26 protein-coding genes are annotated in these 22,492 nt (G+C 67.0%); 10 read left to right on the top strand and 16 right to left on the bottom strand.

The genetic code is table 11. The annotated features are described in order from the left end of the window. Positions 1-235 precede the first annotated feature (235 nt). The 3 genes from AC1RCS_RS06350 to AC1RCS_RS06340 all read right to left on the bottom strand — a co-directional run bounded on the left by AC1RCS_RS06350 (position 236) and on the right by AC1RCS_RS06340 (position 3,843). Positions 236-1,516 carry an EAL and HDOD domain-containing protein gene (locus AC1RCS_RS06350; RefSeq protein ID WP_218295472.1) on the bottom strand — a complete coding sequence of 427 codons (1,281 nt, stop codon included), beginning with the start codon at positions 1,514-1,516 and terminating at the stop codon, positions 236-238. A 166-nt stretch (positions 1,517-1,682) separates the two neighbouring features. Further along, on the bottom strand, positions 1,683-2,948 hold the full coding sequence (locus AC1RCS_RS06345) for an EAL and HDOD domain-containing protein (RefSeq protein WP_218340185.1): 1,266 nt from the start codon (positions 2,946-2,948) through the stop codon (positions 1,683-1,685). Between the two features lie 91 nt (positions 2,949-3,039). Beyond that, complete coding sequence (locus AC1RCS_RS06340; protein ID WP_218295470.1) at positions 3,040-3,843, bottom strand: ferritin-like domain-containing protein; 804 nt, start codon at positions 3,841-3,843, stop codon at positions 3,040-3,042. A gap of 95 nt (positions 3,844-3,938) precedes the next feature. On the opposite strand from AC1RCS_RS06340, the gene AC1RCS_RS06335 reads away from it, so the two are divergent. The 3 genes from AC1RCS_RS06335 to AC1RCS_RS06325 all read left to right on the top strand — a co-directional run bounded on the left by AC1RCS_RS06335 (position 3,939) and on the right by AC1RCS_RS06325 (position 6,138). Next, positions 3,939-4,463 carry a gamma carbonic anhydrase family protein gene (locus AC1RCS_RS06335; protein ID WP_218340187.1) on the top strand — a complete coding sequence of 175 codons (525 nt, stop codon included), beginning with the start codon at positions 3,939-3,941 and terminating at the stop codon, positions 4,461-4,463. Between the two features lie 26 nt (positions 4,464-4,489). After that, positions 4,490-5,485 (top strand): Hsp33 family molecular chaperone HslO, encoded by a 996-nt coding sequence (gene hslO, locus AC1RCS_RS06330; RefSeq protein ID WP_218295468.1) that lies wholly within the window; start codon positions 4,490-4,492, stop codon positions 5,483-5,485. Positions 5,486-5,649: 164 nt separating this feature from the next. Beyond that, positions 5,650-6,138 (top strand): CZB domain-containing protein, encoded by a 489-nt coding sequence (locus tag AC1RCS_RS06325; protein ID WP_492244079.1) that lies wholly within the window; start codon positions 5,650-5,652, stop codon positions 6,136-6,138. Positions 6,139-6,158: 20 nt separating this feature from the next. Here AC1RCS_RS06325 and AC1RCS_RS06320 read toward each other — a convergent pair whose 3' ends face one another. The 6 genes from AC1RCS_RS06320 to pyrG form a co-directional block, all read right to left on the bottom strand. Further along, positions 6,159-6,668 carry a hypothetical protein gene (locus tag AC1RCS_RS06320; RefSeq protein WP_492244078.1) on the bottom strand — a complete coding sequence of 170 codons (510 nt, stop codon included), beginning with the start codon at positions 6,666-6,668 and terminating at the stop codon, positions 6,159-6,161. A gap of 85 nt (positions 6,669-6,753) precedes the next feature. Further along, positions 6,754-7,032: a septum formation initiator family protein gene (locus tag AC1RCS_RS06315; protein ID WP_218295465.1), complete on the bottom strand. Its 279-nt coding sequence runs from the start codon at positions 7,030-7,032 to the stop codon at positions 6,754-6,756. A gap of 104 nt (positions 7,033-7,136) precedes the next feature. Further along, positions 7,137-8,423 carry a phosphopyruvate hydratase gene (gene eno / locus AC1RCS_RS06310; protein ID WP_492244077.1) on the bottom strand — a complete coding sequence of 429 codons (1,287 nt, stop codon included), beginning with the start codon at positions 8,421-8,423 and terminating at the stop codon, positions 7,137-7,139. A 183-nt stretch (positions 8,424-8,606) separates the two neighbouring features. After that, the gene (locus AC1RCS_RS06305; protein ID WP_218295463.1) at positions 8,607-8,897 is read right to left on the bottom strand and encodes a DUF1330 domain-containing protein; all 291 of its coding nucleotides are present in this window, start codon (positions 8,895-8,897) and stop codon (positions 8,607-8,609) included. Between the two features lie 3 nt (positions 8,898-8,900). Then, positions 8,901-9,758, bottom strand: a complete 858-nt coding sequence (gene kdsA, locus AC1RCS_RS06300) for a 3-deoxy-8-phosphooctulonate synthase (RefSeq protein WP_492244076.1) — start codon at positions 9,756-9,758, stop codon at positions 8,901-8,903. A gap of 16 nt (positions 9,759-9,774) precedes the next feature. Further along, positions 9,775-11,430 (bottom strand): CTP synthase, encoded by a 1,656-nt coding sequence (gene pyrG, locus AC1RCS_RS06295; RefSeq protein ID WP_492244075.1) that lies wholly within the window; start codon positions 11,428-11,430, stop codon positions 9,775-9,777. Between the two features lie 91 nt (positions 11,431-11,521). Here pyrG and coaBC point away from each other — a divergent pair, with 91 nt between their 5' ends. The 4 genes from coaBC (at position 11,522) to AC1RCS_RS06275 (ending at position 14,377) form a co-directional block, all read left to right on the top strand. Then, a complete protein-coding gene (gene coaBC, locus AC1RCS_RS06290) occupies positions 11,522-12,745 on the top strand; it encodes a bifunctional phosphopantothenoylcysteine decarboxylase/phosphopantothenate--cysteine ligase CoaBC (RefSeq protein WP_218340192.1) in 1,224 nt (407 codons plus the stop codon). A gap of 22 nt (positions 12,746-12,767) precedes the next feature. Continuing rightward, the gene (locus AC1RCS_RS06285) at positions 12,768-13,232 is read left to right on the top strand and encodes a hypothetical protein (protein ID WP_255594724.1); all 465 of its coding nucleotides are present in this window, start codon (positions 12,768-12,770) and stop codon (positions 13,230-13,232) included. Then, entirely contained in the window at positions 13,232-13,678 is a 447-nt protein-coding gene (gene dut, locus AC1RCS_RS06280) for a dUTP diphosphatase (RefSeq protein WP_218295459.1), read from the top strand. Before AC1RCS_RS06285 ends, dut begins: the two co-directional genes overlap by 1 nt. Positions 13,679-13,870: 192 nt before the next feature. Further along, the gene (locus tag AC1RCS_RS06275; RefSeq protein WP_492244074.1) at positions 13,871-14,377 is read left to right on the top strand and encodes an outer membrane lipoprotein; all 507 of its coding nucleotides are present in this window, start codon (positions 13,871-13,873) and stop codon (positions 14,375-14,377) included. A 72-nt stretch (positions 14,378-14,449) separates the two neighbouring features. Here the strand turns inward: AC1RCS_RS06275 and AC1RCS_RS06270 are convergent, their stop codons facing one another. Continuing rightward, positions 14,450-14,974, bottom strand: coding sequence for an FKBP-type peptidyl-prolyl cis-trans isomerase (locus tag AC1RCS_RS06270; protein WP_218295457.1), 525 nt, complete (start codon positions 14,972-14,974; stop codon positions 14,450-14,452). 53 nt (positions 14,975-15,027) lie between these two features. On the opposite strand from AC1RCS_RS06270, the gene AC1RCS_RS06265 reads away from it, so the two are divergent. The 3 genes from AC1RCS_RS06265 to AC1RCS_RS06255 all read left to right on the top strand — a co-directional run bounded on the left by AC1RCS_RS06265 (position 15,028) and on the right by AC1RCS_RS06255 (position 17,176). After that, positions 15,028-16,158, top strand: coding sequence for a JmjC domain-containing protein (locus AC1RCS_RS06265; RefSeq protein WP_492244073.1), 1,131 nt, complete (start codon positions 15,028-15,030; stop codon positions 16,156-16,158). Between the two features lie 31 nt (positions 16,159-16,189). After that, positions 16,190-16,711, top strand: a complete 522-nt coding sequence (locus AC1RCS_RS06260; RefSeq protein ID WP_218340195.1) for a hypothetical protein — start codon at positions 16,190-16,192, stop codon at positions 16,709-16,711. A gap of 201 nt (positions 16,712-16,912) precedes the next feature. Next, positions 16,913-17,176 carry a hypothetical protein gene (locus AC1RCS_RS06255; protein ID WP_218295454.1) on the top strand — a complete coding sequence of 88 codons (264 nt, stop codon included), beginning with the start codon at positions 16,913-16,915 and terminating at the stop codon, positions 17,174-17,176. A gap of 152 nt (positions 17,177-17,328) precedes the next feature. Here AC1RCS_RS06255 and AC1RCS_RS06250 read toward each other — a convergent pair whose 3' ends face one another. The 6 genes from AC1RCS_RS06250 to AC1RCS_RS06225 form a co-directional block, all read right to left on the bottom strand. Continuing rightward, positions 17,329-18,120: an MBL fold metallo-hydrolase gene (locus AC1RCS_RS06250; protein ID WP_492244072.1), complete on the bottom strand. Its 792-nt coding sequence runs from the start codon at positions 18,118-18,120 to the stop codon at positions 17,329-17,331. A 104-nt stretch (positions 18,121-18,224) separates the two neighbouring features. Continuing rightward, positions 18,225-19,319, bottom strand: coding sequence for an NlpB/DapX family lipoprotein (gene bamC, locus AC1RCS_RS06245; protein ID WP_218295452.1), 1,095 nt, complete (start codon positions 19,317-19,319; stop codon positions 18,225-18,227). 45 nt (positions 19,320-19,364) lie between these two features. Beyond that, complete coding sequence (gene dapA, locus AC1RCS_RS06240) at positions 19,365-20,261, bottom strand: 4-hydroxy-tetrahydrodipicolinate synthase (protein WP_218295451.1); 897 nt, start codon at positions 20,259-20,261, stop codon at positions 19,365-19,367. A gap of 30 nt (positions 20,262-20,291) precedes the next feature. Continuing rightward, complete coding sequence (locus tag AC1RCS_RS06235; protein ID WP_218340198.1) at positions 20,292-20,846, bottom strand: class I SAM-dependent methyltransferase; 555 nt, start codon at positions 20,844-20,846, stop codon at positions 20,292-20,294. Between the two features lie 80 nt (positions 20,847-20,926). After that, complete coding sequence (locus AC1RCS_RS06230; RefSeq protein ID WP_492244071.1) at positions 20,927-21,097, bottom strand: hypothetical protein; 171 nt, start codon at positions 21,095-21,097, stop codon at positions 20,927-20,929. A gap of 27 nt (positions 21,098-21,124) precedes the next feature. Then, the gene (locus AC1RCS_RS06225) at positions 21,125-22,342 is read right to left on the bottom strand and encodes an MFS transporter (RefSeq protein WP_492244070.1); all 1,218 of its coding nucleotides are present in this window, start codon (positions 22,340-22,342) and stop codon (positions 21,125-21,127) included. Positions 22,343-22,492 lie beyond the last annotated feature (150 nt).

Here is a 22,492-nt window from a genome sequence, read left to right as displayed (position 1 = left end):
CCGCACGGCCCGATCTGCCGTCGCCGGTTGGCATCCATGTCCCCGCGCAGGCGCCTTCTGCGATCCTGGCCCTGGGGGACATCCGCCGCAAGCTGGATGCCGCCGGCAACGCGCGCACCCTCCGCATGGCGGGCATCCGGGGAAACAATTGACCGGCATGACAACGCAGCGGGCCCTGGATGACCAGGGCCCGGGTGTGCGAACGCCGGGCCAAGGGGCCCCGCGACGGCGTGCCTCAGTCTTCGTTGAGGCTCTCGGCCCAGGTCAGGGCCTGCAGGTGGGCCCAGTTGACCTGGCGGTTGGACAGGTGCAGCGCGTCGGCCGCCTTGGCAAAGGCCACCTCATCGCCGCTCTCGCAGGCCTTGGTCAGCTCCAGGAAGGGCGCGAACACGCCGCTGCCGCGCAGCAGCGCGTCCATCACCGGTTCGGGCAGGGCCACGGATTCCAGCGCCTTATCGAGCGGCACGCCCAGCATGGTGTCGAGCAGGGAGAACACGCCCACCACGAAGGCGTTGTCGCATTCTTCGGGCGGCAGCAGTTCGGCGGCCAGCAGCTCCATCAGGCGGCCGCGCACCACGGCGGTCTGGCCCACCGCCGGCGGCACGCCGCCCGCGCGCGAGGTGGTCATCAGGAGGGCCGCCCAGCGGAACAGCTTCTTGAGGCCGAGGATCATCACCGCGTGGCGGAACGAGGTGATCTCGCACGAGAGCCCGAAGCCCGAGGAGTTGATGAAGCGCAGCAGGTTGAAGGACAGCGTGGGGTCCTTCTTGAGCAGGTCCTCGATCTCGGCGGTGGTGGCCTGCTTGCGCACCAGGTTGAGGAGCTGGATGATGGTGGCCTGCGAAGGGCGGATCGTCGTGGCCTTCACGAGCGACGGCTGGGCGAACCAGAAGCCCTGGAACAGCTTGACACCCAGTCCCCGCATCAGTTCGTACTGTTCGGCGGTCTCCACTTTTTCAGCCACCAGCGTGGCCTTGCTGTGGGTGGTGGAAAACTTGACCAGCGGCCCCGCCAGTTCGGGCTTGAAGGCCATCATGTCCAGCTTGATGAAAGCGGCCAGCGGCAGCCAGCTGGTGTAGGCGCGGCGCAGCGCCTGCTGGTCGAAGGCCAGCCGAAAGCCGCGGGTGCGCAGGGCCTCCAGGGTGGGCACCCGGCCTTCGATTTCCTCGGGGGTGGCCGTGTCGTGCAGCGGCGGTACTTCCAGCACCACCTTTTCGGGGTGGATCAGTTCCAGGTGGCCGCCGGAAAGGCTGTCGTGGGTGCAGTTGATGAACACCGTCTTCTTGCCGACCAGGGCTTCGGTGCCGGCGTACGACAGGGCGTTGAAGAGCAGCGCGGCATCGCTGGCCGCCGTGTGGGAGTCCGAGGCCGTGGACCGGTCGAACAGCTCGTAGCCATAGACGGCGCGGGATTCGTCCACGATGGCCTGTCGCGCAATGATGGCAATGTTCTCATCCACGGGTTCAACCGCGGGGGAATCAGCTTGCGGGGCGTCTTGTTCAGGTGTGCTCGACATGGGGTCCGCTGTGGTGAAGGGCTGGGGTCTGCACTGATTCTAGACCGGCATGCCACTTCGCGAACTGGCCGCGCGGATTTAGATGGCGGCCAAGGCGGCTGCGGCCAGCGTGCCCCGTGCGGCCCCGCAGGCCGCGCGGCGGGGGCGTGGGACGCGCAAACGGGGCTCAGTCCGCGAGCTGGTCCGCCCAGGCCAGGGCCTGCAGGTGCGCGAAGTTGATCTGCTGGCTGGTGAGGTGCAGCAAGCCGGCCGTGCGGTCGAATACCACGTCGTCGCTGGATTCGCAGGCTTCGGCCAGCGTGAGCAGGTCTCCGAGGAAGCCTTCGCGCCGCAGCAGCGCCGCCGCCACGGGCTCGGGCACGTTGAGCAGCCCCAGCGCGGATTCCATGGGCATGGACAGCATCACGTCGAGCAGCGAGAAGATGCCCACCACGAAGGCCTGGTCGGCTTCCTCGGGGGGCAGGGTTTCCAGGGCCAGCAGCTCCATCAGGCGGCCGCGCACCACGGCGGTCTGGCCGACGGAGGAGGGGGTGCCACTGGTGCGCGACGCGGTGAGCAGCAGCGCCGCCCAGCGGAACAGTTTCTTGAGGCCCATGAGCATCACGGCCTGGCGGAAGGAGGTGATCTCGCGCGACAGGCCGAATCCCGCGGAGTTGATCAGGCGCATCAGGTTGAAGGCCAGGCCCGCGTCCTTCTTGAGCACTTCCTCGATGTCGTCCGTGCTGGCCTGCTTGCGCACCTGGTTGATGAGCTCGATGATGCTCGCCTGCGAGGGCGTGAGCAGCTTGGCCTCGACCAGGGCCGGGCGCGCGAACCAGTAGCCCTGGAACATCTGCACGCCCTGGCTGGACACCATGTCGTACTGCTGGGCGGTTTCCACCTTCTCGGCGATCAGTTCGGCCTGGCAGTGGCGGCCCGCGTAGCTGATGAGCACGGCCAGCTGGTCGGGCGCCAGCACCGACAGGTCGAGCTTGATGTAGTCGGCCAGCGGCAGCCAGGGGGCATAGGCCGACTGCAGCACGGTGTGGTTGAACGCCAGGTGGAACCCGCGCTCGCGCAGTTCGGCCAGGATGGGCATGCGCGTGGCGACCTCTTCGGCGGCGGTGTGGCCCAGGGGCGGAATCTCCAGCACCACCTTGTCGGGGTCCACCAGTTCGAGGTGGCCGCCGGAGAGGCTCTCGTGCGTGCAGTTGACGAAGATGAGTTTCTTGCCCACCAGCTCTTCGGTGCCCGCGTGCGAGAGCGCGGTGAAGACCAGGATGACGTCGGTGGCGGCCGTGTGCGCCGCGCCGCTGCGCGAGCGGTTGAACAGCTCGTAGCCGACCACCACCTGCTGCGCGTTGACGATGGCCTGCCGCGCGATCATCGCGACCGAGGACTGGGTGCCGGGGGGCGGGGCGAGGGAGGCCCCAGGGGCGGAGAGTGAAGTCATGGTCAGAGGTTCGGGTGAGTGTGTTGCCGCTTCAGCGGCCGCAGGCGCCGCGGATTGTAGGAGCCATCGCATGTCGGCGCATGGTGGTGGATCAGACCTGTTGCAGCCACCGCAGCTCGGCGTCGGTAAATCCGGCGCTGCGGCGCGCTTTTTCATTGAACGGGGGTTTCAGGCGGGGGGCCTCGTATTGCCTGACCAGGGCGCCATAGTGGGTTTCAGGGTCCACGCCCCGGCGCTCGCACAGCCAGCGGTACCAGTGGTTGCCGATGGCCACGTGGCCGACCTCCTCGCGCAGGATGGTGTCGAGAATCTCCACGGCGGCCAGCGCATCGGGCGTGCCCACCTGACGCAGCTTGGCCTGGATCTGCGGCGTGGCGTCCAGGCCGCGCGCCTCCAGCGTGCGTGGCACCAGCGCCATGCGCGCCAGGATGTCGTGCCGCGTCTTCTCGCACATCGTCCACAGGCCTTGGTGGGCCGGGAAGTCGCCGTAGTCGTGCCCCTGGCCGCGAAGGTGGTCGCGCAGCAGGCGGAAATGCTGTGCCTCCTCGCCCGCCACGCGCATCCAGTCGGTGTAGTAGGCGCGGGGCATGCCGTCGAAACGCCAGACCGCGTCCAGCGCCAGGTTGATGGCATTGAATTCGATGTGCGCGATGGCATGGATGAGGACTGCGCGCCCCTCGGCCGTCGCGGGCGAGCGGCGGGCCACCTGCGTGTGGCGCAGCAGCAGGGGCCGCTCCGGCCGGCCGGGCAGGGCCGCGGGATCCAGCGGGGCCTCAGGGGCTTTGTCTGCTATGGAAAGAATAGCTGCTTGCGATTGCAGATCAAGCGCTGCGGCCGCTTTTTGTTCAGGGTCTGCAAGGCACAAAACCTGCAATGCACGGTGGCGAAGCTCCATCCTTACAATTCTAGGCCCTGCCACCCGGAACACTGCACACGCTTTGTAACCATTGGCAGGCCCGGTTCCGGCCTTCATTTTTCTGGAGTGTTTGCATGGCGATTTACGAACTCGACGGCGTGGCGCCGCAGCTGGCGGCTTCGGCCTGGGTGGCGGAAGGCGCCCAGGTCATGGGAAACGTCGTTCTTGGCGAGGATGCCAGTGTCTGGTTTGGGACGGTGGTGCGTGGCGACACCGAAAGCATCACCATCGGCGCGGGCTCGAACATCCAGGACGCGAGCGTGCTGCATGCCGACATCGGCAAGCCGCTGGTCATCGGCGAGCGCGTGACGGTGGGCCACCAGGTCATGCTGCACGGCTGCACCATCGGCGACGAGTCGCTGATCGGCATCGGGGCCATCGTGCTCAACGGCGCCAAGATTGGCAGGCACTGCCTGGTGGGCGCGGGCGCCCTGGTGACCGAGGGCAAGGAGTTTCCCGATGGTTCCATGATCATCGGCAGCCCGGCCAAGGCCGTGCGCGAACTCACGCCCGAGCAGATCGAGGGCCTGCGCCAGAGCGCCCAGCACTACATCGACAACGCGCGCCGCTTTCAGCGCGGCCTGCACAAAATCGGCTGAACGCCGACCCTTTCTGGAACCCTTGCGTGTCTGAACTCCACAAGTTTCTCTTCGATGGCCTGCCAGTGCGCGGCATGATCGTGCGCCTGACCGATGCCTGGACCGAGATCCTGCGCCGCCGCGCGGGCAATACCGGCACCGGCGCCTACCCCGCCCCGGTGAGCGAGCTGCTGGGCGAGATGGCCGCCGCCGGCGTGCTGATGCAGTCCAACATCAAGTTCAACGGCGCGCTGGTGCTGCAGGTGTTTGGCGACGGCCCCGTGAAGCTGGCCGTGGCCGAGGTGCAGTCGGACCTGAGCCTGCGCGCCACCGCCACGGTCAACAGCGAGGTGCCCGAGGGCGCGCCCCTGAGCCAGATGGTGAACGTGGGCGGCGGTGGCCGCTGCGCCATCACGCTCGACCCCAAGGACCGCCACCCCGGCCAGCAGCCCTACCAGGGCGTGGTGCCGCTGTATGGCGACCGGCACGAGAAGCTGGAACGCCTGTCGGATGTGCTGCAGCACTACATGCTGCAGTCCGAGCAGTTGGACACCATCCTGGTCCTGGGCGCCAATGAACAGGTGGCCGCGGGCCTGCTGATCCAGCGCATGCCGATCAAGGGCGAGGGCAACCTGGCCGAGGGCCTCACCCACCGCGAGAACGAAGACCAGATCGGCCACAACGAGGACTACAACCGCATCGCGCACCTGGCTGCCAGCCTGACGCGCGAGGAGCTGCTGACCCTGGACGTGGACACCATCCTGCGCCGCCTGTTCTGGGAGGAAAAGCTGCTGCGCTTCGAACCCCAGCAGGGTGCCAGCGGCCCGCGTTTTGCCTGCACCTGCAGCCGTGAGCGCGTGAGCAACATGCTGCGCAACCTGGGCAGCGAAGAGGCCGAGAGCATCCTGTCCGAGCGCGACGACATCGAGGTCGGCTGCGAATTCTGCGGCCAGCAGTACCGTTTCGACGCCGTGGACGCCGCGCAGATCTTCGTGCCGCCGTCCTCCAGCCAGCCACCCGGACCGAGCGGGATCCTGCAGTAGCCCGCCGCGCCGGCTGACCATCGTTGACAATCGCCCGCCGCCATCGCGCCTAAGATCGGCGCTCTCCACACGGCCCCGGGCGTTGCCGCCCGCGATGTCCGCCGGTCGCCGCGCACTTGGGGTGCGCGTGCGCCGCCTGTCCGTGTGGCGCAGCAAGAGGGGTTATGGATTTTTTTCGTCGTGTATTTGGCGCCCGCGGGCGGGAGGCCGGGCCGTCGCTGGAGCTGTGCGGCAGCGGCAGCGCAGGGGCACAGGATTCGCAACGCGCGGACACCGTGCTCGCGGCCCTCGACATCGACGCAGCCATCAATGCCCACGAACGCTGGAAGGCGCACCTCATGGACTACCTCGAAGGGCGCACGACCCAGGGCCTCGACCCTTCGGAGGTGCGGCGCGGCGACCGTGGCGCGCTGGGGCGGTGGCTCCATGGCGTGGGCGGTGAACTGCTGGGCGACCAGCCCGCCTATGCCGTGCTGATGGCGCGCCACCAGTATTTTCACGAACAGGCCGCAATGCTGGTGGCACTGGCCCAGCAGGGCGAATGGGACAAGGCCGTGCAGGTGCTCAACGGCGGATACCGCTACGGCTCCAGCCAGGTCGTGCTGCTCCTCAAGGAACTCAAGCGCGGCCTGGTGCAGCAGCCACTGCCCTGACGGAATGGCCGGATGGCGGGTCAGGCGCCGCGGGCGCTCCGGCCGGTCAGGGCGGTGAACAGGCGGTGCTCGCACTCCGGATCGCTGCACTTCTCGCAGTTCCAGGCGCGCAGGCGTGCCGTGCGCGCGGGCCGAGCAGCCGGTGTGGGTGCAGAAGTGCTGCCGGTGCTCCACAGACTGGCGTCCGGAGCCATGTTTTTGATGGCGTTCAGCGCATTGGCGAGCCGCTGATCGCCATGTCCATACACCACCTGATAGCCCATCTCCCGCTGGGCGAGGTCCGTGCGCAGGCGCGCATCGGCGGCTTCCTGTTCGGGCCGGTCGCGCGCGGGGCAGGGCAGATCGAGCCCCATCAGCAGCACGTGTCGGGTGGCATCGGCCTGGCCCGGGGAATGCAGGCCGCCCAGGTCGCGGCTCCACAGAATGCGCACCGCCCCGGAGGGCAGGCGTTCCTGCAGCGCGGCGGCCAGCGCCTGCGCGCCGGTGCCGGGCGCGCCGAGCAGGACAACGAGAGTGGGCTGGGACGGCACGATGGCAGGAGGGCGAGAGGTGGAGAAGGAGGGGGCACGCCCTTTTCCAAGGCCGGGGGCGGGATAGCGCCGCGGTGGCCGCGGCTCAGCGCGGCGTGAACTGCACGTAGACCTCGTTGGGCTTGACCATGCCCAGCTCGCTGCGCGCCTTTTCTTCCACCATGTCGAGCCCTTCCTTGAGGTCATGCACCTCGGAGGACAAGCGTTCGTTGGCCTGCCGGGCCTGGTCGTTGGCCGCCTTCTGCACGTCGATCTGCCGCTGCATCTCGTTGACGCGCGGCACGCTGCCCCGCCCGAGCCAGAGCTGGGCGTGCAGTGCTGCCAGCAAGGCCAGCAGGATGACGGGAACAATGCGGGAGACCATGGCTTACCCCTTGGCGTGGGGTTTTGCCGCCGGGCCGCCCCAAGGCAACACGCGGCCCCCTGGGGAGGCAGGGAGCCACAGGCAGTGGGCGACCGTGGGGGCCATTACTTCAGGTTATAGAACGCAGCGCGGCCGGGGTAGTGCGCGATCTCGCCCAGGTCTTCCTCGATGCGCAGCAGCTGGTTGTACTTGGCGATGCGGTCCGAGCGCGACAGCGAGCCGGTCTTGATCTGGCCCGCATTCGTGCCCACGGCGATGTCGGCGATGGTGCTGTCTTCGGTTTCGCCCGAGCGGTGCGAGATCACGGCGGTGTAGCCGGCGCGCTTGGCCATCTCGATGGCGGCGAAGGTTTCGGTCAGCGTGCCGATCTGGTTGATCTTGATCAGGATCGAGTTGGCGATGCGCTTGTCGATGCCTTCCTTCAGGATCTTGGTGTTGGTCACGAACAGGTCGTCGCCCACCAGTTGCACCTTGTCGCCCAGGCGTTCGGTCAGGTGCTTCCAGCCATCCCAGTCGCCTTCGTGCATGCCGTCTTCGATGCTGATGATGGGGTACTTGTCCACCCAGGCAGCCAGCATGTCGGTCCATTGTTGGGCGGTGAGCTTGAGGCCGCCTTCGCCTTCCAGCACGTAGTGGCCGTCCTTGTAGAACTCGCTCGCGGCGCAGTCCAGGCCCAGGGCGATCTGCTCGCCCGCCGTGTAGCCCGCGGCTTCGATGGCTTGCAGGATGAGGCGGATGGCCGCTTCGTGGTTCTCGACGCTGGGGGCAAAGCCGCCTTCGTCGCCCACGGCGGTGCTCATGCCCTTGTCGTGGATGATCTTCTTGAGCGCGTGGAACACCTCGGCGCCCCAGCGCACGGCTTCGCGGAAGGTCGGTGCGCCCACGGGGATGATCATGAACTCCTGCAGGTCCAGGCTGTTGTTGGCGTGCGCGCCGCCGTTGATCACGTTCATCATGGGCACAGGCAACTGCACGCTGCCCATGCCGCCCAGGTAGCGGTACAGCGGCAGGCCGGACTCTTCGGCGGCGGCGCGGGCCACGGCCATGGAGACCGCCAGCATGGCATTGGCGCCCAGGCGGCTCTTGTTCTCGGTGCCGTCGAGGTCGATCAGGGTCTTGTCCAGGAAGGCCTGTTCGGAGGCATCCAGGCCCAGCACGGCTTCGCTGATCTCGGTGTTGATGTGCTCCACGGCCTTGAGCACGCCCTTGCCCAGGTAGCGGCTCTTGTCGCCATCGCGCATTTCAATGGCTTCGCGGCTGCCGGTGGACGCACCGGAAGGCACGGCGGCACGGCCCATCACGCCCGATTCCAGCAGCACGTCGCATTCGACGGTGGGGTTGCCGCGGCTGTCCAGCACTTCGCGGCCTACGATGTCAACAATGGCACTCATGATTTTCCTTGAGGTTTTTGAAATTCATTCAGACGGGCGGGACGGGCTTTGCTTGTTCAGGCCAAATGGCAAAATGGCCGCTTGGGCGCGTCTGTAGTCATTTTATGCTACTGATTTGATAGTGAATCAGCCTGCAGGTACGAACCGGGTACAACCCGACCGGCGTGAGCTGGCCGCCGCGTATCAGACGCCCTCGACGCACACCATGCGCATGATGGCGGCGCCTTCGCGGGCGGCCTTGGCTTTCTGGTATTCGGGTGTGTCGTAGAAGGCGCGCGCGGCCTCGAAGCTGGGGAACTTGAGCAGCACGGTGCGGCCGGGGTTCCAGTCGCCCTCCAGCACTTCCACCTTGCCGCCGCGAATGCACACCTCGGCGCCATGCGCTTGCATGGCCACGGTGCTCCACTTTTTGTACTCTTCGTACTGCTCAGGGTTGGTGACGGTGACGGATGCGATGACGTAACCACTGCTCATGTCTCAGGCTCCAAAGTTGTTTTCGAGGAATCCATTTTTCTTGGTGATGTCGTCCAGCGCCACCAAGGTCTCCAGCAGCGCCTTCATGTGCTTCAAAGGCACAGCATTGGGGCCGTCCGACCAGGCCTCGGCGGGCCGGGGGTGAGTTTCCATGAAAAGGCCCGCCACGCCCACGGCCACGCCAGCGCGGGCCAGCACCGGCACCATGTCGCGCGCGCCGCCGCTCACGGCGCCCAGGCCGCCGGGCTTCTGTACCGAGTGCGTCACATCGAACACCACGGGCGCGCCGGATTGGCGCATCTCGGCCAGGCTGGTCATATCGGCCACGAGGTTGTTGTAGCCAAAGCTCACGCCGCGCTCGCAGGCGAGGAAGCGGTCTTCGGACAGGCCGACCTCGCGCGCGGCGGCGCGGGCCTTGTCGATGACGTTCTTCATGTCCCAGGGCGCGAGGAACTGGCCCTTCTTGATGTTCACCGGCTTGCCCGACTGCGCCACGGCGCGGATGAAGTCGGTCTGGCGGCACAGGAAGGCGGGGGTCTGCAGCACATCGACGACGCTGGCGGCGGGCGCCACCTGGGATTCGTCGTGCACGTCGGTCAGGATGGGCAGGTGCAACTGGCGGCGCACCTCGTCCAGGATCGCAAGGCCCGCGTCCAGCCCCAGGCCGCGCTGGCTGCTGCCGGACGAGCGGTTGGCCTTGTCGAACGAGCCCTTGTAGATCAAGGGGATGCCCAAGGCGGTGCAGGTCTCCTTGAGCTGGCCCGCGACGTCCAGCGACATCTGCAGGCTTTCAATGGAGCAGGTGCCCGCGATCAGGAAGAAGCGCTGGTCCAGGCCGACGTCAAAGCCGCAGAGTTTCATGGGTCGGTTCCTTTGGTTACGCCTTGGCGGTCTGCTGGTGTTCGACGGCGGCCTTGATGAAGGCGTTGAACAGCGGGTGGCCGTTCCACGGCGTCGATTTGAACTCGGGGTGGAACTGCACGCCGATGAACCAGGGATGTACGTTGTTCGGCAGCTCCACGATCTCGGTGAGCTGCTCGCGCTGGGTCAGCGCGGAGATCACGAGGCCCGCCTTGCGCAGCTGGTCCAGGTAGTTCACGTTGGCTTCGTAGCGGTGGCGGTGGCGCTCGGTCACCACGTCGCCATAGATGCTGTGGGCCAGTGTGTTGGCCGACACGTCGGAGCTTTGTGCGCCCAGGCGCATGGTGCCGCCCAGGTCGGAGTTCTCGTCGCGCTTCTTGATGGTGCCGTCGGCGTCCTTCCACTCGGTGATCAGGGCGATCACGGGGTGGGGGGTGGTGGCGTCGAACTCGGTGCTGTTGGCGTTGGCCAGGCCCGCCACGTGCCGGGCGTACTCGATGGTGGCCACTTGCATGCCCAGGCAGATGCCCAGATAGGGCACCTTGTGCTCGCGGGCGAACTGGGCGGTGGCGATCTTGCCTTCCACGCCCCGCACGCCGAACCCACCGGGCACCAGGATGGCGTCGTACTTGGCGAGCTTGGCGGCGGCATCGGCGCCGTCGATGGTCTCCGAGTCGACGTGGTCGATCTTCACGCGCACATGGTTGCGCATGCCGGCGTGGCGCAGGGCCTCGTTGACGGACTTGTAGCTGTCCGACAGGTCCACGTACTTGCCCACCATCGCGATGGTGACTTCGCCTTGCGGGTGCTCGGTTTCATGCACCAGGTCGTCCCAGCGCTTGAGGCTGGTGGGCGGCGTGTTCAGGCGCAGCTTGTCGCAGATCAGGCCGTCGAGGCCCTGCTCGTGCAGCATGCGCGGCACCTTGTAGATGGTGTCCACGTCCCACATGCTGATCACGCCCCATTCGGGCACGTTGGTGAACAGCGAGATCTTGGCGCGCTCTTCCTCGGGAATGCGGCGGTCGGCGCGGCACAGCAGGGCATCGGCTTGGATGCCGATCTCGCGCAGCTTCTGCACGGTGTGCTGGGTGGGCTTGGTCTTGAGCTCGCCGGCCGCTGCGATCCAGGGCAGGTAGGTCAGGTGCACGAACGCCGCATTGTTGGGGCCCATGCGCAAGCTCATCTGGCGCACGGCTTCCAGAAACGGCAGCGATTCGATGTCGCCCACCGTGCCGCCGATCTCGACGATGGCCACGTCCACGGCATCGGGCGTGCCGATGCCGGCGCCGCGCTTGATGAATTCCTGGATCTCGTTGGTGACGTGCGGGATGACCTGCACGGTCTTGCCCAGGTAGTCGCCGCGGCGTTCCTTCTCCAGCACGGACTGGTAAATCTTGCCCGTGGTGAAGTTGTTGGTTTTTTTCATGCGCGTTTCGATGAAACGCTCATAGTGGCCCAGATCCAGGTCGGTTTCTGCGCCGTCGTCGGTCACGAAAACCTCGCCGTGCTGGAACGGCGACATGGTGCCCGGATCTACGTTGATGTAGGGGTCAAGCTTGATGAGGGTGACTTTGAGTCCCCGCGATTCGAGGATCGCGGCAAGGGAGGCTGAGGCGATTCCCTTACCGAGGGAAGACACCACACCGCCGGTGACGAAGACAAATTTGGTCATGTCTTTTTTGGTGGTGGGAAATTGGGATTATAGATGGCGCCCCGGCGACACCCCTGCCGGCAGGGACACCCCCGTCTGCTAAATTCGCCGCATGAATGAGCTTGCTGGCAAACACATTGTTCTGGGTCTGAGCGGGGGCGTGGCTTGCTACAAGGCAGCCGATCTGTGCCGCCAGCTCATCAAGGAGGGCGCCACCGTGCAGGTGGTGATGACCGAGGCGGCCGCGCAATTCATCACGCCGGTGACCATGCAGGCCCTGTCGGGGCGGCCCGTCTACGGCTCGCAGTGGGATGCGCGCGAGCCCAACAACATGCCGCACATCAACCTCAGCCGCGAGGCCGATGCGATCCTGATCGCGCCCTGCAGCGCCGATTTCATCGCGCGGCTGGTGCAGGGCCGGGCCGACGAGTTGCTGAGCCTGCTGTGCCTGGCACGCCCCATCGACCGCGTGCCGCTGCTGCTGGCCCCGGCCATGAACCGCGAGATGTGGGCCCACCCCGCCACAGCGCGCAACCTGGCCCAGGTGGCCAGGGACGGCGCCCGCGTGCTGGGCGTGGGCAATGGCGACCAGGCCTGCGGAGAAACCGGCGATGGCCGCATGCTGGAGCCTTCAGAGCTGCTCGAGGAGCTGGTTGCCTTCTTCGCGCCCAAGGTGCTGGCGGGGCGCAAGGTGCTGGTCACCGCCGGACCGACCTTCGAAGCCATCGATCCGGTGCGCGGCATCACCAACCTTTCCAGCGGCAAGATGGGTTTTGCCATCGCCCGCGCGGCGCGCGAAGCGGGGGGCGATGTCACGCTCGTGGCCGGTCCCGTGCATCTGCCCACGCCGCGCGGGGTGCAGCGCCTGAATGTCCAGTCTGCACAGGAAATGCTGGCAGCGGTTGAAGGGCAAGCGCACGATGCTTCTATTTTCATAGCAACGGCGGCGGTGGCAGACTGGCGGCCTGCTGCGCCGTCCACACAGAAGATCAAGAAAGACGGCTCCGGCCAGACCCCCACGCTGGGCTTTGTGGAGAACCCCGACATCCTGGCGGGCGTGGCGCGGTCGCCGCGTGCGCAGGCGGGCCAGCTGTACTGCGTGGGATTTGCCGCCGAGAGCCACGATCTCCTGGCCCATGCCACGGCCAAGCGTGCGCGCAAGGGGGTGCCGCTGCTGGTGGGCAATATCGGGCCCGCCACCTTCGGACAGGACGACAATGCCCTGCTGCTCGTGGATGCCGATGGGCACCGCGAGCTGCCCCGCGCGTCCAAGCGGGTGCTGGCGCGGCAGCTCATCGAGGACATCGCGGCGCGGTTGCCGCCATCGGATTCGTGACGTTCGTTTCCCCGGAGGTTGTATGAAAACTGGCTCCACCAAGCCTGAATGGGACACGCCGCCCGACGGCGACTTTGCGCGCTATGTGGAGCGGCTGACGGCGCCGGCCCCGTCCAGGACGGCGCAGGTCCTCTCTCCGGGGGCCACCGGCCCTGCGCCATCGGTGTCCGCGGGCGGCTCCCGGTCGACCCCCCGCGCCGGTCCGCCCGATCTCGCGCAGGCGCTCGGGCCCCTGATGGGCGTGCTGCGAACCGTGCGCGTGGTGCTGTTGCTGCTCATCGCCGCGCAGGGGATCGCGCTGTTCCTGTTCAGCCAGGGGTCCTTGGCCGGCCTGGTCGCCATGGCGGCCATCTGGTGGGCGCTGGGCTGGCTGATGGACGCGGCGCCCAGGGCCATTTCATCCCCAGGCGCCGCGCCAGGCGTGCAACCATTGCAAGAGCGACTGCGGCAAGTGGCCCAGCAGCGCAAGACAGGAAAGAAGAAGTAGTGAAGATCGATGTCAAGATTCTGGACCCGCGCATGGCGGATCAACTCCCCTCCTATGCCACGCCCGGCAGCGCGGGCCTGGACCTGCGAGCCTGCCTGGACGCGCCGCTGACCCTGCAGCCGAACGCATGGCAGCTGGTACCCACGGGCATCTCCGTGTACATCAAGGACCCGGGATATGCCGCGCTCATCCTGCCGCGCTCGGGCCTTGGCCACAAGCACGGCATCGTGCTGGGCAACCTTGTCGGATTGATCGACAGCGACTACCAGGGCCAGCTCATGGTGAGCGCCTGGAACCGCAGCGGCACGGCATTCACGCTGGAGCCGATGGAGCGGCTGGCGCAACTGGTGATCGTGCCGGTGGTGCAGGCGCAGTTCAACGTGGTGGCCGAGTTCGCGGCGACCCAGCGGGGAGAGGGCGGCTACGGGTCCACCGGCAAGGCCTGAAGGGGCGGGTCCCTCTGGCCTGGGAGCTGGCGCCTGTCAGACACGGCTTACTTTTCGAAGGGTCTGTTACGGACAGGGCCTCAGCCCCTTGTCCACGCGACAAGACCCTTGCGCGTTGTTCCAATCAAGGCATGCGTACCCGGACCGGATTGTCGGACCATGCGCCAGCCCCTGACTTTAGGAGATTGAAAAATGCTGCAATTTAAGCGTTCGTTTGCCATTGTGGGCGCCGTTGTCCTCGCGGGATCCCTGGCGGCCTGCGGCCACAACCGGTCGGCCCCCCAGCCCCAGTATTCGGGAGGCTATTCGGGCGGATACCAGTCTGCGCCCGCCTACCCGAACAGCCCGGCGGGCACCGAGTATGGCCGTGTGTCGAACATCGAAGTGCTGCAGGGCCGCTCGCAAGGGCAGACCTCGGGCGCGGGCGCCGTGCTGGGCGCGGTCGTGGGCGGGGTCCTGGGCAACCAGATCGGCAAGGGTTCCGGCCGCGCGGCGGCCACTGGCGTGGGCATCCTGGGCGGTGCCGTGGCAGGCAATGCCATCGAAGGCCGCAACAACAGCCAGGAATATGCCCAGGGCTATCGGCTCTCTGTCCAGCTGGACCAGGGCGGCTACCGTGCCTACGACGTGAGCAGCCCGGGCGATCTGCGCATCGGCGACCGCGTGCGCCTCTACAACGGCCAGATTTCGCGCCTGTAAACCGAACCGCGCAGCCGCCACCGCGGGAATCCTGAGCTGTTCAGGATTCCCGGGCTTGGCTCACCCGTTCAATCAATGCAGCAGGGAGCCGCCGGGCGCCTGCGGCTGTACCCGAAAGAAGCCGGTGCCCGCGGTGCCCCGGCCAATCTCATCTTCCGTGGCTTCGCGCACGGCCTGCACCGTCAGCTGCAGCCGCAGGGCGATGCCCGCGAGCGGGTGGTTGCCGTCCAGAACCACGTGCTCTGGATAGATCTCCGTCACGGTGTACAGCCCGCTGCGCGGTGCATCGGGGTTGCAGCCCTCCGGCAGGGCCATTCCATCAAACGTCATGCCTTCTTCCAGCTCCGCCGGAAACAGGGACCGGGGTTCCAGAAAAAGCAGTTGATCGTTGAAGTCGCCAAAAGCGTCCTCGGGTTCCAGGTGCAGAGCCAGCGTGGCCCCCGGGCCGTGGCCTTGCAGGGCTTCCTCGATGCGCGGCAGCAGGTCGTCGCCCCCTACCAGGAACTCCACGGGGTCATCGAGAACATCCAGTTCTTCGCCAAGGGTGTCTTTGAGCGTCCAGGTCAGTGCGACCACGCATTGTTGGGTAATTTCCATAGGAGAATTGTCGCAGTTTGACCAATGCCTCCGCAAAGGGGCGCCACTCTCCCATGGATATCCAGCAACCCCTTTCCCTGCTCGGCGGCATGACCCCCGCGCAATTCATGCGCCGCCACTGGCAGAAGAAGCCCTTGCTGGTGCGGCAGGCCATCGCGCAGTTTTCGCCGCCTGTAATGCGTGCCGAGCTTTTTGCGCTGGCTTCCCAGGAGGGGGTGGAGTCCCGCCTGGTGCAGTTGGCCAAGGGCGCCTGGAAGCTGCGCCACGGACCGTTCAACCGCCGCGCCCTGCCGGCGCTGCAGCAGCCCGACTGGACCCTGCTCGTGCAAGGGGTGGACCTGCACAACGACGCGGTGCACGCGCTGATGCAGCAGTTCCGTTTTGTGCCCGAGGCGCGCCTGGACGATCTCATGATCAGCTATGCCGCCGACGGCGGGGGCGTGGGTCCGCATTTCGACAGTTATGACGTCTTTCTGCTGCAGGCCCACGGAAAGCGGCGCTGGCGCATTGGCCGCCAGAAGGACTTGTCGCTGCGCGATGACATTCCGCTGAAGGTGCTGGCCCACTTCGAGCCGGAAGAGGAGTTCGTTCTCGAGCCTGGCGACATGCTCTACCTGCCGCCCCGCTATGCGCACGACGGCATCGCCGAAGGCGAATGCATGACTTATTCGATAGGCTTTCGGGCGCCGGCCTGTGCCGAGCTCGCGCAGGAGCTGCTGGTGCGTCTGGCGGAGGATGCAGGCGATGAAGAGGGCAGTCCCTTGCTGTACCGCGATGCGCAGCAGGCGGCGGTTGCCCAGCCCGCCGCCATTCCGGCGGGGCTGCACGATTTCGCGCGGGCCGCTCTGGCCCGCGCCTTGGCGCAACCCCTGGTGCTGGAGCGTGCGCTCGGGGAATATCTGACCGAGCCCAAGCCCAGCGTGTGGTTCGAGCCCGGGGACGCGGGCGTGATGCTGGAAGGCGTGCGCCTGGATCGCCGCAGCCGCATGATGTATGACACCCACCACGTGTTCATCAACGGCGAAAGCTACCGTGCCGCGGGCCGCGACGCGACGCTGATGCGCCGCCTGGCGGACGAACGCCAACTGACTGCCCGCGAACTCGCGCGCGCGAGCGACGATGCGCTCGAGCTGCTGTCGTCCTGGTGCGATGCCGGCTGGGCGCATGCATGGGCTGAAGGCTGAAAAGACTGGTGCATCCCAAGGAGACGCTCCCATGACCGAGGCTTCCTCCACCCCCGCGGATCCGCTGCGTGAACTGCCGTCCGGACGGTTCAGCGGCCGTGAGGCGTTTCAGCAACTGGTGCGCGACGCGATGGCCACGGCCGCACGCGACGGGTGGCCGGAAATCGTGATCAGCGACGCGAACTTCCACGACTGGCCGCTGGGTGAGCGCAGCGTGGCAGAAGCCCTTCAGCACTGGGCGCACGGGAGCCGGCGCTTGACGATGCTGGCGTGCAGCTATGACGATGTGGTTCGCCGCCACGCCCGTTTTGTGCGCTGGCGCGGTACCTGGGACCACATCATCACGTGCCGCCGCAGCCCCGCGGCGGACCCGCTCGATATCCCCAGCGCGTTGTGGTCCCCGCAGTGGGTGCTGCAGCGCCTGGACCCCGAGCGGTGCGTGGGCGTCACGGGCAGCGAACCCGATCGGCGGGTGCTGCTGCGCGAGAATCTCAACGAGTGGGTGCGTGGCAAGAGTTCACCCGGTTTTCCCGCCTCGACCCTGGGTCTGTAGATGAAATACCTGCTTTGCGCCGTGTCAATGGGGTGTAAAGCTTTCGTCAGTGTTAGTCAGTATTGACTAAATACCAATATAATTAGCGGCTGCGCCGAAAAGGTGCAAGCCAAAGCGCATTGTGCCGACGCGTTCCGAGGCTTCCAGGAGCCCGACGCCGCGGCTTTTCAAGATTCTGTCTGTCCAACTAGGAAAATCGAAATGAAGAACTCTCTCGTTCTGGCCGCCCTGATCGCTGCTGCAGCACTCGCCGCTTGTGGCAAGAAGGAAGAACCCGCTCCAGCACCAGCACCTGCTGCCGTGGAAGCACCAGCTCCTGCACCCGCACCTGCTCCTGCCGCCTCCGACGCAGCTCCTGCTGCTTCCGACGCCGCTTCGGCTGCCGCTGCACCTGCTGCTGACGCTGCCAAGGCTGCTGCCGACGCTGCTGCCACCGCTGCCGCTGGCGCTTCCGCAGCCAAGTAATTTGCTGCAGGCCCTGGTTGGTTGCAAGACCAGCCACTGCCCGAAGGCCCCGCACCGCAAGGTCGGGGCTTTTTTTTTCCGGGCGCGGAACGTGTTTTTGTGGTGCGCCGTCCGTGGGGGGGCGGGCGGGGTGGCCGGTGGGCGCGCTCGTGTCAGATCGGCGCCTGCGCCACCGGCAGCCATGCCGTGCCTGCCGTCGGGCAGGCCACGGCGATGGCCTCCACGGGCCAGTCCATGGCGGGGGCCAGCGCCTCACGTGCGATGGAGGGCGCATTGTTCTTGGCGCTCAGGTGGGCCGCCACCACCGTCCGCAGGCCCGGATGGCGGACGGCGCGAAGGATGTCCGCCGTGACCCGGTTGGCCAGGTGGCCGAAGGGGCCGCCTACGCGGCGCTTCAGAAAGAGGGGGTAGCGCGATGCCGCCAGCAGCGCGGGGTCGTGATTGGCTTCGATCATCAGCGCGTGGCAGCCCTCGAGCTGCCGCAGTACATGCTCGCTGGCATGGCCCAGGTCGGTCAGCACCCCCAGGTGGGCGGCGCCGTCGGAGCAGCGCAGCTGCAGCGGCTCGCGGGCGTCATGCGGCACGGTGAAGGGCCGGGCCTCGAACGTGCCCAGGTCGATCGGTGCCATGTCGTGCGCGACGCGCAGCATGTCGCCAAAGTCCGGCTGGCCCAGGGCGGCGTAGGTGCCCTGGCTCATCCAGACGGGAATGCCGTAGCGCAGGGCCACGGCCTGCGCGCAGCCGATGTGGTCGGAATGTTCGTGGGTGATGAAAACCGCGTCCAGGTCCTCGATCTGCAGCTGCGCCTGCGCCAGCCGGCCCTGCAGTTGCCGGATGCCGAAGCCGCAGTCGATCAGGAGGCGGCGCACCTGCGTGTCGCAGCGGCCTTCCACCACGGTGGCATTGCCGGTGCTGCCGCTCCCCAGGTTCTTGAAACGCAGCATGGAGGGCGAGGATATTGCGTCGTGCCGCGGGGCGGACCGGGGCCGGTCCTCGCGGACTCCGCGCAGCACGCACGCAGACGCGTGCCGCGCGGCGATGCGGCGGGTTACTTGAGGTCGTCCGCGATCACGCGCACGATGCGCTCGGCGTTGGCCGAGGACTCGGGGGCGCCTGCTTCGTTGAGTACCGACACGGTGGTGGATTCGCCCTGGCTGCGCACGACGATGCGGTACTTGAGCGGGGGCGTGGCCGACGAAGAGCCGCTGAACAGCTTGCCGAAGAACCCTGGTTCCTTCTTGTCGGCGTTGGGCGCCACATAGCGGACGAAGTAGGTGCCTTCATTGCGGTTGCGGTCTTCGACCGTGAAGCCGGTGCGGTCCAGCGCCAGGCCCACGCGGCGCCATGCGCGGTCAAAGCCTTCGTCCAGCTGGACCACGGGCTTGTTGTCCACGGTGGCCATGCGGGCGGATTGCGTGCGCAGGGCGGGGGCTGCCACCACGGCCTTGGACTGTTCCTGGCTCACGCCCAGCTTGACCATCAGGCGGCGCAGGAATTCGGTTTCAAGCTCCGGGTCCGACGGGCGGGGCTGCCAGACGGTGTTGTCCTTGGTCTGCGTGCCATACACCTCGATCATGCCCCGGTGGGTGATGTAGATCTCGGTGCCGCCATTGGCATTGCGCTCCAGGCGGGTGCGGAATTTGTCGCGCTCGCCGGTGGAATACAGCGAATCCAGGAGCTTGCCGATGGTGGAGCGGATGAAGTCCTGTGGCAGCTTGGCGCGGTTCTCGGCCCAGTCGGTTTCCATGATGCCGACGTTGGGCTCGGCCTGGGCCAGGTTGAAGCCGCTTTCCTGCCAGAAGTCGCGCACCGGCTCCCAGAGCTTGTCCGCCGGGCGGTTAACCACCAGCCAGCGCTGGTTGCCATCGCGCTCGATGCGCACGTCGCCCAGTTGCACGGCGGCGGCGTTGGCGGTGCCCGAGGGCTGCGCGGCCTGGCCGGCCTGCATGGCGGCCGCCGAGACGGGGCCGCCGGGTACGGCATAGCGCGAATCGCGCGACAGCTGCGTCAGGTCGGGCGGAACCTCCAGGGTCGAGCCCTTGGCGGCGCTCTTGTAGTCGATCTTGTCGCCCTCCAGGGCGGCGCAGGCGGACAGGGCCATGGCAAGGGCCAGCAGGCTCAGGCGGGTGGTAGCAGCTTTCACGCGGAAATCCTTGGAGAGTGTCTCGGGGAGCGGGCGCAGCCCGGATTAGATCAGGCCGCTGGTGCGCAGCGCGGATTCGACCACAGCCTCGTTGCTGCTGGCCAGCGGTGTCATGGGCAGGCGCATGGTGCCACCACACAGGCCCATGCGGGCCACGGCCCACTTGACCGGGATGGGGTTGGCTTCGACAAACAGGTTCTTGTGCACGGGCATCAGCTGGAACTGGATCTGCATCGCGCGCTGCACATTGCCTGCCAGCGCTGCCACGCACAGCTCGTGCATGAGGCGCGGCGCCACGTTGGCCGTCACGCTGATGTTGCCGTGGCCGCCGCACAGCATGAGCGCCACGGCGGTCGGGTCGTCGCCCGAATACACGGCGAAGCCCTTGGGCACATCGCGGATGAGCCACTGCGCACGCTCGATGTTGCCGGTGGCTTCCTTGATGCCGATGATGCCGGGCACCTGGGCCAGGCGCAGCACGGTGTCGTGCTGCATATCGGCCACCGAGCGGCCGGGCACGTTGTACAGCACGATGGGCAGGTCGCCCGTGGCTTCGGCGATCGCCTTGAAATGCTGGAACTGGCCCTCTTGCGTGGGCTTGTTGTAGTAGGGCACGACCTGCAGCTGGCTGTCGGCCCCGACGCCGCGCGCGAACTTGGCCAGTTCGATGGCTTCGGCGGTGGAGTTGGCGCCGCAGCCCGCCATGATGGGCACGCGCTTGGCGGATTGCTCGACGGCCACGCGGATGATTTCGCAGTGTTCTTCGACATTGACGGTGGGCGATTCGCCCGTGGTGCCCACCACACCGATGCAGTCGGTGCCTTCGGCGATGTGCCAGTCGATCAGTTTGCGCAGGGCCGGGTAGTCCACGCTACCGTCCTCGTGCATGGGGGTGACGAGGGCGACGATGCTGCCGGTAAGGGGGACGGAGGAAGAGGTCATGTCCGCAGTGGTAAACGGTAAAAGGGCATTCTAACTAGGCGGCATGGCCAAAAGATTCCGCGAGGGGCCGCCAGCGTGCGGGAGTTCCCGCACGGCCGTGATGCGTTGCACGAAACGGTCGGGGTTTTGCAGGAAGCCGTCCTCGTAGGCCACGGTGCGCAGCCCGGCGCAGGCGCTCAGCAATTCCCCGGGCGCCAGCAGGAATTCCGGCCGCGCAGGGCGGCCCACGGTGCCGTTGCCGTGCGCAAAGGTTTCGTAGATCAGCACGCCACCCGGTGCGACGCTCTCCACCAGGGTGGCCAGCAGGGGCCGCCACAGGTAGTTGGTGACGACCACGGCGCCAAACCGGCGGCCCGCCAGCGGCCATGGGCCGTTCTCGATGTCGGCCAGGACGAGTTCCCCCAGCCCCTCGCAGGCGGCCAGGGCCTCGGCAGAGCGGTCCACCCCCACCACGGGGTGGCCCAGGCCATGCAGCCAGCGCAGGTGGCGCCCGGCGCCGCAGGCCACGTCGAGCACCGTGCTGCCCGGCGCGATCAGGTGGGACCAGCGGCGGACCCAGTCGGAAGCGGCTTCGTTACCGTGCATTTGCTATTGAAAATATAGCTATCAGCGCTTATTCATCAAGCGCTGGCGGCCAAAAAGACTTGAAAGTGGATGGCGCGAGCTCAGAAACACGCCCACATCTGGTCGGCCAGCATCACCATGAAGTCCGGCACCGTGTACATGCCAAACACCGCCAGGCACAGCACCACGGCAACTGTCCAGGCCAGCCAGCGCCAGGCCCGTGGCATGCCGTGGCCGGGCGAGGTCGAGGGGGCGCTGCTGGCGGTGGACATGGGGATGTTCGGATGCAAGGGCCGTGTTCAGGCGGGCTGGGCGGCGCCGCGCGGGATGGGGCTTTCCCGGACCGGCAGGTTCACCAGCCCGGCAAACACCCCCAGCGCGATGGCGATGTACCAGACGATATCGTAGCTGCCCGTGGCGTCATACAGATAGCCGCCCAGCCACACGCCCAGGAAGCTGCCGATCTGGTGGCTGAAGAACACGAAGCCGCCCAGCATCGACAGGTGCTGCACGCCAAAGATCTGCGCGATGGTGGCGTTGGTGGGCGGGATGGTGGACAGCCACAGCGTGCCCATCACGGCCGAGAACACATACACCGACAGCGGCGACAGCGGCACGAGCAGGAACACGGTGATCACCGTCGCGCGGGCAAAGTAGATGAAGGCCAGGATGAACCGCTTGGGCATGCGCTGGCCGAGGGTGCCGGCCACGTAGGTCCCCAGCACGTTGAACAGGCCGATCAGCGCCAGCGCGTAGCTGGCCACCTGGGGCGACAGGCCGTGGTCCTTCAGGTAGCTGGGCATGTGCACCCCGATGAACACCACCTGGAAGCCGCACACGAAATAACCGGCCATCAGCAGGTTGAAGCTCGGGTAGCGGAACGCCTCGCCCAGCGCCTGCACGATGGTCTGCTCGCGCTTGGGCGGCGCGGCGCCCTTGAAGCCCGGCTCCCGCAGGCCAAAGGCCAGCGGCACGATGAGCAGCACGGCCATCGACAAGGCCAGCAGCGCCTGCTGCCAACCCAGTCCGGCGATCAGCCAGCCCTCCACGGGCACCATGAGGAACTGGCCGAACGAACCTGCGGCCGCCGCCACGCCCATGGCCCAGGATCTGCGCTCCGGCGCGATCTGGCGGCCCAGCACACCGTAGATCACGGCGTAGGTGGTGCCCGCCTGCGCGGCGCCGATCAGTACGCCGGCCGTCAACGCAAACAGGGTGGTCGTGGGCGACAGCGCCATGCCCGCCAAACCCAGGCCATAGAGCACCGCGCCGCCGATGAGCACGCGGAACGCCCCGAACCGGTCTGCCGCCATGCCCGCAAAGATGCCGATCAGGCCCCAGGACAGGTTCTGGATGGCGATGGCCAGCGCGAACGACTGGCGGGTCCAGCCCATCTCCTGCGTGATGGGCAGGAGCCAGAGCCCGAACCCATGGCGGATGCCCATGGACAGGGTCACGATGGCCGCGCCGCACGCGAGCACCTGGAACATGGACAGTTTGGGAGGATTCATATGCATGCGCAGGAATGTAGCGAGATTGGGCGAAACGCGCTGATACACCGGGGACCAATACAGTTGGCAGCGGGGTCGCCGCCAGGCCTGCTGCGCGGGACCGTCCTTTGTGTTGCAACCCGCCCCCAGCCACTCTGTCTGCCGCCGCCGCCCCCG

The sequence above is a fragment of the Acidovorax sp. GW823-FHT01C06 genome (assembly GCF_058798375.1).
Note: the sequence above shows the minus strand (reverse complement) of the source record. Positions and strands in the feature narration are given on the sequence as shown.